Source organism: Pyrococcus horikoshii OT3, assembly GCF_000011105.1.
Taxonomy (GTDB): Archaea; Methanobacteriota_B; Thermococci; order Thermococcales; family Thermococcaceae; genus Pyrococcus; species Pyrococcus horikoshii.
This window is the reverse complement of record NC_000961.1, coordinates 1,451,693-1,464,006: the sequence shown is the minus strand read 5'-3', so window position 1 is coordinate 1,464,006 and position 12,314 is coordinate 1,451,693. Positions and strand designations below refer to the sequence as shown.

Annotated in this window: 13 protein-coding genes; 5 read left to right on the top strand and 8 right to left on the bottom strand. The window is 40.8% G+C overall.

What is annotated here, in order from left to right; all coding sequences use genetic code 11:
* Nucleotides 1–52: 52 nt before the first annotated feature.
* Entirely contained in the window at nt 53–1,090 is a 1,038-nt protein-coding gene (locus PH_RS07830; protein ID WP_010885726.1) for an ABC transporter substrate-binding protein, read from the top strand.
* A gap of 2 nt (nt 1,091–1,092) precedes the next feature.
* Here PH_RS07830 and PH_RS07825 read toward each other — a convergent pair whose 3' ends face one another.
* The 5 genes from PH_RS07825 to glyA are packed head-to-tail and all read right to left on the bottom strand — an operon-like array spanning nt 1,093 to nt 4,697.
* On the bottom strand, nt 1,093–1,554 hold the full coding sequence (locus tag PH_RS07825) for a COG2426 family protein (protein WP_048053449.1): 462 nt from the start codon (nt 1,552–1,554) through the stop codon (nt 1,093–1,095).
* A complete protein-coding gene (locus PH_RS07820) occupies nt 1,551–2,105 on the bottom strand; it encodes a phosphatase PAP2 family protein (RefSeq protein WP_010885724.1) in 555 nt (184 codons plus the stop codon). Before PH_RS07820 ends, PH_RS07825 begins: the two co-directional genes overlap by 4 nt.
* Nucleotides 2,102–2,677, bottom strand: coding sequence for an ASCH domain-containing protein (locus PH_RS07815; protein WP_010885723.1), 576 nt, complete (start codon nt 2,675–2,677; stop codon nt 2,102–2,104). The genes PH_RS07820 and PH_RS07815 overlap by 4 nt, the downstream gene beginning before the upstream one ends.
* Nucleotides 2,628–3,353, bottom strand: coding sequence for a TIGR02253 family HAD-type hydrolase (locus PH_RS07810; protein ID WP_010885722.1), 726 nt, complete (start codon nt 3,351–3,353; stop codon nt 2,628–2,630). The genes PH_RS07815 and PH_RS07810 overlap by 50 nt, the downstream gene beginning before the upstream one ends.
* A gap of 60 nt (nt 3,354–3,413) precedes the next feature.
* Nucleotides 3,414–4,697 (bottom strand): serine hydroxymethyltransferase, encoded by a 1,284-nt coding sequence (gene glyA, locus PH_RS07805; protein WP_010885721.1) that lies wholly within the window; start codon nt 4,695–4,697, stop codon nt 3,414–3,416.
* A gap of 185 nt (nt 4,698–4,882) precedes the next feature.
* On the opposite strand from glyA, the gene PH_RS07800 reads away from it, so the two are divergent.
* Genes PH_RS07800 through rnhB form a run of 3 tightly spaced genes read left to right on the top strand, consistent with a single transcriptional unit; the run spans nt 4,883 to nt 7,155 of the window.
* Nucleotides 4,883–5,665, top strand: coding sequence for a metal ABC transporter ATP-binding protein (locus PH_RS07800; protein WP_010885720.1), 783 nt, complete (start codon nt 4,883–4,885; stop codon nt 5,663–5,665).
* Complete coding sequence (locus tag PH_RS07795; RefSeq protein WP_010885719.1) at nt 5,666–6,496, top strand: metal ABC transporter permease; 831 nt, start codon at nt 5,666–5,668, stop codon at nt 6,494–6,496. It begins immediately after the preceding gene.
* On the top strand, nt 6,493–7,155 hold the full coding sequence (rnhB, locus tag PH_RS07790; RefSeq protein ID WP_010885718.1) for a ribonuclease HII: 663 nt from the start codon (nt 6,493–6,495) through the stop codon (nt 7,153–7,155). Before PH_RS07795 ends, rnhB begins: the two co-directional genes overlap by 4 nt.
* On the opposite strand, the gene PH_RS07785 is transcribed toward rnhB, so the two are convergent.
* The 3 genes from PH_RS07785 to pfkC all read right to left on the bottom strand — a co-directional run bounded on the left by PH_RS07785 (nt 7,129) and on the right by pfkC (nt 11,197).
* Nucleotides 7,129–8,550: a hypothetical protein gene (locus PH_RS07785; RefSeq protein ID WP_010885716.1), complete on the bottom strand. Its 1,422-nt coding sequence runs from the start codon at nt 8,548–8,550 to the stop codon at nt 7,129–7,131. The two genes, rnhB and PH_RS07785, sit on opposite strands and share 27 nt — an antisense overlap.
* 68 nt (nt 8,551–8,618) lie before the next feature.
* Nucleotides 8,619–9,806 carry a molybdopterin molybdotransferase MoeA gene (gene glp / locus PH_RS07780; protein ID WP_048053447.1) on the bottom strand — a complete coding sequence of 396 codons (1,188 nt, stop codon included), beginning with the start codon at nt 9,804–9,806 and terminating at the stop codon, nt 8,619–8,621.
* A 38-nt stretch (nt 9,807–9,844) separates the two neighbouring features.
* Nucleotides 9,845–11,197, bottom strand: coding sequence for an ADP-specific phosphofructokinase (gene pfkC / locus PH_RS07775; protein WP_010885713.1), 1,353 nt, complete (start codon nt 11,195–11,197; stop codon nt 9,845–9,847).
* Nucleotides 11,198–11,309: 112 nt separating this feature from the next.
* Between pfkC and PH_RS07770 the strand changes: the two genes are divergently transcribed.
* The gene (locus PH_RS07770) at nt 11,310–12,314 is read left to right on the top strand and encodes an RNA-guided pseudouridylation complex pseudouridine synthase subunit Cbf5 (RefSeq protein ID WP_010885712.1); all 1,005 of its coding nucleotides are present in this window, start codon (nt 11,310–11,312) and stop codon (nt 12,312–12,314) included.

Genomic DNA, 12,314 nt, shown 5'->3' with positions numbered 1-12,314 from the left:
TTTTAAACAACGATCCTAATTATTTGGACGAATAATCCAAGGAGGTTCTAACATGAAGAGGTTAATTGTACCCCTATTCCTAGCTATAATAGTGCTAGTTAGTGGGTGCATAGGATCTTCTACTACCCCCACCACTACCACCACTCCCCAAACACAATCTACCCATACCATAACTAAGACTAAGGAGATGACCCGTACAATTACGGAAACTGTAACAATTACAATGACTCCAACGCATTATCCCCTTACAATAGTCGATTCCTTAGGGAGGAGAGTCACAATAGAAAAAGAACCTCAAAGGATAGTCTCTCTCGCCCCGAGCATAACTGAGACGCTTTACTTTATAGGGGCCCTTGACAAGGTTGTTGGAGTTACTAAGTTTGATGATTTCCCTCCTGGGGTTAAAAAGGGTAGAACTATTATTGGAGACTTTTCAAATCCAAATATAGAGGTTATTGCCTCTTTGAAGCCAGATTTAATTATCGGAACATCTCTACACATAAAATACCTAGATAAGCTTCAGGAGATAGCTCCAGTCGTTATCGTTGACCCAAAGAATATCGATGAGATCTATGATTGGATAATAAAGCTTGGAAAGATCGTTAACAGGGAAGAAGAAGCTAAAGGCGTTGTGAACTACATGAAGGCCATTGTTGAAGATATAAAAGCTAAAACGGAGAATGCAACAAAGGTAAAGGTGTTTTACCTAGTTAGCTACTATGAAGGTTACTGGACAGCTGGGAACGGTACCTTCATAGACAGCCTAATATCTCTTGCTGGTGGAGAGAATATATTCCATGACATTCAGGGGTGGAAGGTTGTAAGTGTGGAGGAGATCGTCGCTAGGGATCCGGAAGTCATAATACTCTCTCAACACCCAGGGGTAACACCAAAGGATCTATGTAATACCCCCCTTGCAAAGACTACCGCTTTTAAGAATGGAAGGATCTACATGATCAGTGACGATAACATAATATCTAGGCCTGGACCCAGGATAGTTCTTGGGCTTGAGGAGTTGGCATACTTCATACACCCTGAAGTGTTTAACTATGCATATCAATCGAAAGCTATCGCTTGCGCTTCTTCCTGATTTCAAATTTTTAGATAACCTATAGCTGGAAAGGCCGTTATCATGACGCTGAGCAGTCCTCCAATAAGTAGTGCTGGAATTGACGCTCTTTCACTAATTCCAAGGAGATAGGAAGCTAAGGCCCCTGTCCAAATTCCAGTTCCTGGGAGTGGGATCGCAACGAAGATCATTAATCCCAAGAAGCCCCATCTTTCGACATAAGGTTTTGCTTTTTTCCTTGTTCTTTCCAGGTAGGATGTGTATAAATCGGCAAAGGGTTTGAGTCCCGTTCCTTTTAATTTATCCATAATAACATCTATTACGGGAAGAAGCTTCGGAAGGGTGATCGATAATATGAGAACCCCCAATACCGAGGCAGAAAGTGTTTCTAACATCGGATAACCTTTTGCTAATCCATAGATTATAGCATATCTCCCTTCGAATGTAGGAACTAGAGAGAGCAGCAGGATCTCTACGAATTTCATACCCTCATCCTCCTCCATACTACCTTAACACTTTCATCTATAAAGGCCCCATAAAATAAGCTGAAAAGTACGTCACTGAACCAATGAACGTGAAGTAGTATTCTAGTTATTCCTATTGTCACTGGAAAGAGGTATATGAGAAATCTCGCTCTTGGCCATAAATCTCCCAAATAATTTGCAAGTGCTGAAGCCTTAGCAGTATGTCCTGAGGGAAATGCAAGAGACTCGATACCCTTTCCATAGGATATTGGCCTCGGAACATGGTAAATAATTTTAAGGATTCCAACGGTTGCTAAAACCAAAAAAATCGATACATAGGGTCTTATGGCATCTTTGGGTTTTATTTTTCCTCTTAGGGTCTCAACAATTACAACTAAAGTTAATATTCCCAATATTGAAGATGTATCTGCAAGCTTTGTGGTAGCGGATGTTAAATTCCCTCCATAGGGTAGTTCAGCGTTTATCACATTATTTATGCTATTAAAGGCTTCAAGGGCTTCCAGTAATCCTATGATAAGGGAAAGTATTCCCAGGAGTATCAGCTTTTTCATATAATGCCCTCCTCGTATAAGGAATGATATGCCTTTAAGAGTGCCTGCTGAAGCCTTTTTGGTCCAAATCTCTTTGCAGCTTCTCTTAATCCATTTTGAACAACTTTTGAAAGTATCAATTTAGTGTCCTCAGACAGGTTTAGCTCTTTGAAATTTTCCAGGGCGAGCTCTGCTATCCTATAAGGATCTCTGTAATTAAGGCCCTTCAGCAACTTCAGAGGAATTCCTTCTTTTAGAGGTTCCACGTCTTCAAACTCGATTATAGTAACTTCATCCTCTCCATGTAGTTCGCCGTAAATTCTGGATAATTCCCTAACTAGTTCTTTTACATCAGAGAATCCATCAAGCTTGGCATCTTCTATTGTTAATTCCTTTACCTTTTTAGTCCTTATTCCCTTTATTTTGGCCTTCGCTATTGCAGTATCGCTTGGAGTTATGACGATGTAAACCTCAGTCCCAGGCTTTGCCTCATATTTTCCAAATCTTATCGTGGTAACTTTCTTTCCGCTGATCACTTTTGATTTATATTTGTTGTCTAGGAGGATGAACTTTCTTATTTGAACTACTTTCACGAGCTAGCACCTCCAGGAGACTTTCTAGATTATCTATCTCATAATCAGCGTATTTCCTGTACTCTAGCTCTCGCTCTGAATGCTTTCCATATCTAAACCAGACTGTCTTCATCCCGACTCTCTTGGCCCCATAAATATCGGAATAGAGCCTGTCTCCAACCATTAAGGCTTCTTCTGGTTTCACGTTAAAGGCTTTTAATGCTTTTTTAAAGATCTTTGGATGAGGCTTTTTTACCCCTTCAAAATCTGAAATTATAACGTGCTCAAAAAAGTCATCTAGCTCTAATCTTAATATCTTCTCCCACTGTTTTACTGGGTTTCCATCGGTTATTATCCCGAGTTCATAACCAAGCTCTTTAAGCCTTATCAAAACTTTCCTCGCTCCGGGGACTTCCCTTAGATATGCGAATTTGGTGTTATGGTAAGCTATAACTCCAGCAGAAATCCACTTTGGGTTGTAGGGGAGATCAAGCCTCCTTAAAAGGTAATCAAAATGGTATGGGAAGTTACTTCCATACTCTTTTATCAACTCTATTAACTCGGAATATGCTGTCTCGAAGTCGACTGGAAGCCCATGTCTAATCATGTTCTCTATGGCATTTTTTCTCGCTATTTCCGCTAGCTTACTTGTATCAACTAAAGTATCATCTAAGTCAAAAAATATTACCTTGACCATCAGACCTTGTAGAAGGTAAAGGCTTATATAATTTATGAATATATAAAGAAAAGGAGAAGCTCACTCCTTCATTGGTAGTCCATAGTCGAAGGAGTAATAAACCTTCTGGTATTCAAGCCTGAAGTAATAAACGTCTTTTCTGACCTTCTTTGGATCCTCCTTGTCTATCAGGACTCTCTTCATGAAGTGGGCTATCTCCTTCATCTCATCTTCCATCATTCCAACTCTCGTCATTTCCTGGACTCCAATTCTTAATCCACTTGGTTCGTTGACCTTCTCAAGTGGATCCCATGGTAATAGATTCTTGTTGAGGATTATTCCGGCCTCTTCAAGAAGTGGAGCGGCCCATCCTCCACCTGCTGGGTGTAAGTCGCTTACATCCACTATAACTTGGTGACTCTTTGTATATCCTTGGTCTTCTCCGATAACCTTAAAGCCTTCCTCGGCTAAAGCCTCAGCTAGGGCCTTTGCATTCTTTACTATCTGCTTTGCGTAAGCTTCACCGTACTCCAACATCTCTGCTGCTGTAATTACTTTCCCGGCCATGTGGTGGAGGTGGTGGTTGCTCACTACTCCCGGGAATATTGCCCACTGAAGCTTTGCTATCGTCTCATCATCTGCGAACTTCTTGTAAAGTATTACTCCACCCTGGGGTCCTGGGAAGGTCTTGTGGGTTGAAGCTGTCATTATATCTGCTCCCTCTCTAAGTGGATCCTGGAACTCTCCTCCGGCTATCAATCCAAGGACGTGGGCTGCATCATAAACTACGAAGGCCCCAACCTCCTTAGCCACTGGGGCAAGTTCCTTTACTGGATGTGGGAATGGGAACAGTGAACCTCCAAAGACGACTATCTTTGGCTCTAACTCTCTTATCATCTTTTCAGCCTTATCTACATCGATGTTGAAGCTTTCAAAGTCAAATGGCCATGTGTGAACCTCTAAACCTCTCATTCCAGCAGCACCGAAGGGCATGTGGCTTATATGTCCTCCATGGCTTGTGTGAAGAACTATTACTTTGTCTCCTGGCTGACCTAAGCCAAAGAATACAGCTTGGTTAGCGTTCGTTCCAGAAACGGGCCTTAAATCAGCGTAATCACTCTTAAACAGCTTTGTGAATAGCTCTACACCTATAAGTTCTACCTCATCAACGTACTTACATCCCTGATAATATCTTTGCTTTGGCCATCCTTCGGCGTATTTGTGCATAAAACCTGAGGCCACGGCCCTATTGACACTTGGCGATGTTATGTTTTCACTTGCGATCAAATTTATCGTATGGCTTCTCCACTTCTCATGCTCCTCAATAAAGTGTAATACCTTGTCCCTATACTCTCTGTAGGTCATTAAGAATCACCATGCTAATATTTGCTTAACTTAAATTTAAACCTTGTGCATTTTTGGGCAATCCTTTTAGACGTTTTGAAAACTCACAGAGGATAAAACTCCACAATTTCTTGAATTATTGTCGAATGTTCAGTTACATAACCTTTTTAAGGAAGTATTAAGGCAACCAAATTTTGGCGAGGGATATGGAATACGTTATTGAGGCTAAAGACCTAACAATAATGTATAATGGTGTGAATGCCGTTGAAGATTTAACGTTTAAATTAAAGCGCGGAGAGACGCTACTATTATTGGGGCCGAATGGTGCAGGTAAGACAACGTTATTAAGAGTTCTTGCTGGCTTTCATACTGAATACAAGGGATATTTAAAGGTATTTGGTAAATCGCCGCTCGAGGTTAAGGATAGGGTTGCCTATGTACCTCAAACATTCTCCATAAACTCAAGGGTGCCTCTGAGCGTTCTTGACGTTGTGGCAATGGGTGCTATCTATAAAAGGGGAATTGTTCACTTTAATGTTCCCAGGGAGGTCATTAAAAAAGGAATTAAAGTACTCGAATTCTTGGGATTAAAAGATCTATCTAGTAGGTCATTTAGAGAGCTTAGTGGGGGGCAGAAACAAAGGGTTATAATTGCCAGAGCCTTAATGTCGGAGCCAGAGCTCCTTTTACTAGATGAACCTCTTTCTGCATTGGATCCAAAGGCGAGACTTGAAGTAACGTCGGTGCTATCTAGAATAAAAGAAAAATTTGGAATAAGCATGATAATAACAACCCATGATATCAACCCATTGGCGGAGATTGGGGATAAGGTAATGCTAATCAATAAGAAGCTTGTAGCTTTTGGGACTCCTGACGAAGTGTTGAGGGATGAGATAATAGGGAAGGTTTATGGGCCCGCTTCGAAGACAGTTAGAGTTGGAAAGAAGCTGTATTGTATAATAGGAGATGTGCATTTAATGGTGAGGTAGATGATTGAGGAGTATCTCCTTAGGGCCCTGTTAGCTAGCTTAATGGTGAGTACACTATTAGGGTTACTTAGTCCTCTAATTAACGTTAAAGGAGTAGCCTTCCTCACCCATGCCACGTTCCATGCTTTATTATTTGGTGCTGTTTTAGGAATGATTCTAGGATTAATCATGGGTGACCTCTCTTTAATATTCTGGATATCTCTCTTAATTGCCATAATAGTGGTCATTGGAATAGCTGAGATGGAGATTAGGGGTTATTCCTCCGATACGGCCGTTGGGACGATGGCGGGAATAATAGCTGGTTTGACGGTTTTAGGGTTTGGTATTCTGTATAAAGTTATGGCCTCTAGGCCATACTTCGCCCTCTCCGAAAGCATAGTAAGCTACTTAACGGGTGAGATTTTCTTAATTACTTTCGACGATCTGACTCTCCTGGTTATTGGGGGTTTTTTAGTATTTACAATAATGGTAATCTTCTATAGGGACTTCCTTTACTTGAGCTTCGACCCTGAGGGGTTAGAGAGTCACGGTGGAAATGTAAGGCTCTACTTAATGCTACTCTACTTCCTGGTTGGTGCTGTAGGAGGGTTGATCGTTAAGACCGTAGGATTAATCACCCTCCAAGTCTTAGCTGTTTTACCTGGGGCCATAGCTTTAACCATATCAAGGGGAATTAGAGAGTTCGTTGGTATAAGTTTGGGATTAACCTTGGCGATTCAAGTATCATCGACTTTTTTAGGTTACTACTTTAATATTCCCCCAAGTGGATTAGCTACAATATTCCTGGGAACAATATATGGAGTACTTGCCCTCAGGAGGAAAATAATATGAAGGTTGCTGGAGTTGATGAAGCGGGGAGGGGGCCGGTAATTGGCCCGTTAGTAATTGGAGTAGCCGTTATAGATGAGAAAAATATTGAGAGGTTACGTGACATTGGGGTTAAAGACTCCAAACAATTAACTCCTGGGCAACGTGAAAAACTATTTAGCAAATTAATAGATATCCTAGACGATTATTATGTTCTTCTCGTTACCCCCAAGGAAATAGATGAGAGGCATCATTCTATGAATGAACTAGAAGCTGAGAAATTCGTTGTAGCCTTGAATTCTTTAAGGATCAAGCCGCAGAAGATATATGTGGACTCTGCCGATGTAGATCCTAAGAGGTTTGCTAGTCTAATAAAGGCTGGGTTGAAATATGAAGCCACGGTTATCGCCGAGCATAAAGCCGATGCAAAGTATGAGATAGTATCGGCAGCATCAATAATTGCAAAGGTCACTAGGGATAGAGAGATAGAGAAGCTAAAGCAAAAGTATGGGGAATTTGGTTCTGGCTATCCGAGTGATCCGAGAACTAAGGAGTGGCTTGAAGAATATTACAAACAATATGGTGACTTTCCTCCAATAGTTAGGAGAACTTGGGAAACCGCTAGGAAGATAGAGGAAAGGTTTAGAAAAAATCAGCTAACGCTTGATAAATTCCTTAAGTGATCTTAGGTAGTTCATGTAAATTTTTACTGACCTCTCGAAATATTCCCATTTTATTATCTCATAGCTAATAACACCCAATGCAACTGCTCCTGGTGGGACGAGCGGAGTTGCGTAGAATATGAATTGTGTTTTTCCTCCTAAAATGTACTGTAAGGCAAAGAATCCTATTATCGACCAGAACATCCAGAATATCTCTCCTAATCCCTTTCTCCTAAGCGAAACATACGGTACTGCAAATATGAATGCTATCATGGATATCATGAGTATAGGATCCGTTACAGCGTAAACGTCTGGATTAAAGTGAAATGGGAAGGGTTTGAGGGATATGAACCATAGCCAGAATGGAGCTTCAGCGGGATGCTCCCCTTTAAAGCTGAGATGCCAGGAAAAGCTTCCCATAAATTCCTCAAGCCAAGGTATAAAGCCGATCGCTTTTATTATTGGAATCTCCGGAACTAGAAACGCAATTACCGGAAGTACTACTCCAGAAATTATGAACTCCTTGAGGTCCTCTTCTTTAAGTATCTTGGCCCAGAGTATTGGAAATACAAATGCTCCACTGAGCTTTGTCGCCGCTGCAAGTCCTAAGGAAATTCCACTTATTCTAAGCCTCCTTATCGTTAGGAATAGCATGAAGAGGGCAACAAAGAAGGCAACGTGAATGTCTAGCATTGCAACTATTCCCGTAGCAAAGAGCAAGGGATCTAGAGCTACAAACGTCGCTGATATTAAAGTAGCAAGGTAGCTTCTTGCTATCTTGTAGGATACGAAGGCAACTATTAAAACTATCAATGCATGTTCAATTATTCCTGGGAGCCTCCAGTAAAGAGGCTTATCATTTGCTAGCATCCCTAAGGCGATAAGATCTTTCCCCAAAAAAGGGTGTTCGGTGTTTAGGTACTTGTGAATATTTTCTTCATCGGGATATTTATAGCCGGGAACTACAACGATGTCGCTAAAGTTGCTCAGTTCTTTCATAAACCTTTCATAATTTTCTACTGGGATTACATAATAAACACCGGGAAATTTTGAATATGTTTCATACTCTAAAAACCCATTTCTTTCTGCTATCTCCCATATTTTTAGCTTTAGATTTTCCCAATAACTTTCATTTTTTGTATAGTTAAAGGGTAAATACTCAATGTTAATTCCTAGCTTTCTAACCAATTCTGGGATCTTGGGATACTCCCTTACAGACTTCTCTATTTTAATTCCATAAATGTTAATAACGACCTTCCCAACATAAAGGGGCTCCTTCAAAAATATATTAACGCCGGTGGAATTATTATCAATATAGTGCGTTCTTATCCCGAGCATGTTAAGCATGTTTCTTGTTGCAGGAACGTACCAGACCTCATCCCCCATATAATCGTTGAGTCTAGCTTCTTTAATCATGTAATAGGATGGAGCAATTACCAGGATCGATAGGTATAAAATGGAGAAAATCTTCTTCCACTCCCTTTTTAATATAGAGTAATCCAAACTTCTTCACCCCTCCTATAACCTTCGCTGTCCTCTGGGATCTCTAAGTATGCATTGCTAGCCAGAAGGGATGAAAGTATTCCACTTCCCTTTTTCTTGATAACTCTCGCTATCCCGTTTTCATAATAGATTTTTATGAACTCATATCTACCCAATTGACTTGGAATGTCATCCTGAAGGATGGCTTTTACCTTAACTTCATAATTTTGAGCTCCCACCATTTTAGCTAGTGCATGCTTAACGAATAGATTGAACTGGGCAAAAACGGATACTGGATAACCGCTCATTATGAAGACTTTCTCTCCGTATCCAAATGGTCTTCCTGGCTTTATCGTTGTTCCATGGAAGAGAAGATTTACAAACTTGTGAGCATAATCCTTATCTCCAAATGCGGAGCCTCCCGTTATTAGAACGATGTCGCATTCGTTCTTGGCTTTCTCTAAGGTTTCCTTTATAATTGACTCATCATCTGGCAATACTCCATAGAGAATTGGTTCCCCAAAGAACTTTTCGACAAGCCCCTGGAGCATTATTGAATTCGTCTCCACGATCTTACCCTCTTTAAATCCCTCCTCCGATGGCTCCTCTATGAGCTCGCTTCCCGTTATTATAATTCCAACTTTTGGTTTTACCTTTACTGGGACTTTCTTTATTCCAAGGGCCTTCAGCATTGCTACATCTTGAGGCCTTAAAATGGTTCCTTTTCTAAGAACCACTTCCCCTTTTTTTACGTCCTCCCCAGTGAAAGCTATGTTTTGTCCGGGAGCAACAGGCCTTAAAACGTAAATTTTATCTCCTTCTCTTTTTACCATTTCCTGCATTATAACTGCATTAGCGCCTTTTGGAATTCTGGTTCCGGTGAGAACTTTTATTGCCTTTCCGGTTGTTACCTCCTCTTTTGCAACGTTTCCAGCGGGAACTTCCTCTATAACCGTTAGCTCTATGGGATTGTACTCCCTAGCTTGGAATGTATCTTCCGCTCTGATAGCATATCCGTCTACGGCTGCCCTATCAAAAGGGGGAATGTCAAATTCAGTTACTATATCCTCAGCTAGAACACGTCCCACCGCCTCCCTCAAGGGAACTTTTTCGGTATCCTCAATTTCATTGATGTCATCTAGAAGAAGCTTCAAGGCTTCTCTATAGGGAACTAACTTCTTAAACTCCATCACACCACCAAGTTTGAATTGGAGATCTAATTAAAAAGCTAGTGCCTCTTGAGAAATTCAAGGTACGTTAAAAAGGCCCCTGCTGAGATTGTGTCTCCGAGACCTACGGTTAGCACTGGATTTTGAACTAGCCTTGTGGGAATAACAACCACCTTGTATTCTCTCATTCTAAGCCTCGATTTTGCTTCTTCAAATCTCAATTTTACGTACTCGCTTCTCTCATTGAATGGAACTTTAAGTCCAACCTTGTAGTCATCCGGGCCCCTTATATCCCCAAGTGATGCCCTTGCAGCAGCAAGTGTCGTTCCGAATTCAAGGCTCTTGGCAAGTTCTTCCTCGCTTAAGGGATTATCTCTATGGGTTATATACATCAGGTAGTAAGTCGTGTGTACTTGTAGGATTTCAAAGTTGAGTTCATCGAGTATTATCATCCCTCCTAGTATGGAATCTTCAAGCCTATTATAGGTGAATATTCTATCCGCTAACTCTCTGTATCCAAGAACACTTAAAATCTGGGCTATTTCCGCTTCGTCTATTCCAACGCTGTCGACAAATGGTAATATATTTGTAATTATCTTCTTTCTAAGCTTTCTATCCTGGACGGATGCAAATTCTACGTGAATTTTGACATCTTTTTCTTTAAACTCTATTATATCTTCCTTAGCCCTCCTTAAGTAATAGTTGGCATCTTTACCATCAGAATATTTGGTTCTTAAGCCTTGATATCCTGAAAATATCGCTCCATCAACCTCTTTCCCGATCTCTCCCAAAAACGGTTTGATGTCTTCCCTTGTTTCTATTCTACTTATGCTTTCGAATCTAGCTGAAACTATAAACCTCCCAGAGTTGGGAATCTCTATAGTTTCATCCCCAAGCTTAAATTTCAATCCCTTTCTAAACTCGAATATCCTGTTTATTTTTAAGGGATCTCCCTCTCTATATGCCTCCTGTATAGGTTTAAACTGTAATTCTCCATTTTCAACGACAGGATATAAGACGCCTTTCTTGAAAAGTTCTGCTAGTCTTTTTGGTAGGAATGGAGTGTATGCTATAACCTTCCTTATTTTAAGTCCAGCGAGGGTATTTGCGATAATCCCTGCTTGACCCCCCAATCTTTCCTCTTCATACCTGAAAGTTTTATCAAACCATTCGTTCATTTTCTCATTGACCAGGGGGACAGCTGCTGGCTTACCTAATTTAAGGGTATGAACTAGTCTCGCAACAAAGTCTATGGGCTCATTGATCTCTCTCGGATATTCTTCGATCCTTCTCTTAACTTCGTCTGGATCAAAGGCATTTATAAGATTTTGAATCGTTTCTTGATTTAATTTTACTATCGCGTCAATATTTGCATTATATGCAGTATAAATTGAGAGATGCTCAGGTATCATCTCCTATAACCCCCTTCTCACACTACATTAACTGAGAGATAATCTCTTAACTTATAAATTTTTCAACAAGAATTTATAAAACTAGACGGGAGATTTTCTCTGGTGAGGTGGTATGGCGAGAGATGAGGTAAGGAGGATGCTTCCCGCTGATATTAAAAGGGAAGTGTTAATAAAAGATGAAAATGCTGAAACGAACCCTAAATGGGGTTTTCCTCCTTACGAGAGGCCTATTGAGTTGCACATTCAATATGGAGTTATAAATTTGGATAAACCTCCTGGGCCTACCAGTCATGAGGTAGTTGCATGGATAAAGCGAATACTTAATCTAGAGAAAGCTGGCCATGGAGGAACTTTAGATCCTAAAGTTAGTGGAGTTTTACCAGTTGCTTTAGAGAAAGCAACTAGGGTAGTTCAAGCTTTACTTCCAGCTGGAAAGGAGTATGTAGCTTTAATGCATCTTCACGGAGATGTCCCGGAGAATAAAATAATTGACGTCATGAAAGAATTTGAGGGAGAGATAATTCAGAGACCACCCCTAAGAAGTGCCGTTAAGAGGAGACTTAGAACTAGGAAAGTTTATTATATAGAAATTCTGGAAATAGATGGTAGGGATGTTTTATTTAAAGTAGGAGTCGAGGCCGGAACGTATATAAGGTCTTTGATCCATCACATTGGCCTTGCCCTCGGCGTGGGTGCTCACATGGCGGAGTTGAGAAGGACTAGGAGCGGACCCTTTAAGGAGGATGAAACTTTAGTTACGCTTCATGATCTAGTTGATTATTATCACTTCTGGAAGGAGGATGGAATAGAAAAGTATCTCAGAAGGGCTATTCAGCCAATGGAGAAGGCCGTCGAGCACTTACCGAAGATCTGGATTAAGGATTCAGCAGTAGCTGCTGTAGCTCATGGTGCTAATTTAACGGTTCCTGGGATAGTTAAGCTTAACGTTGGGATTAAGAGAGGTGATCTAGTGGCCATAATGACGTTGAAGGATGAACTGGTAGCATTGGGAAAGGCTATGATGACCTCCCAGGAAATGATGCAGAGAAGCAAGGGGATAGCGGTAGACGTTGAAAAGGTATTTATGCCCAGGGATTGGTATCCAAAGCTTTGGTAG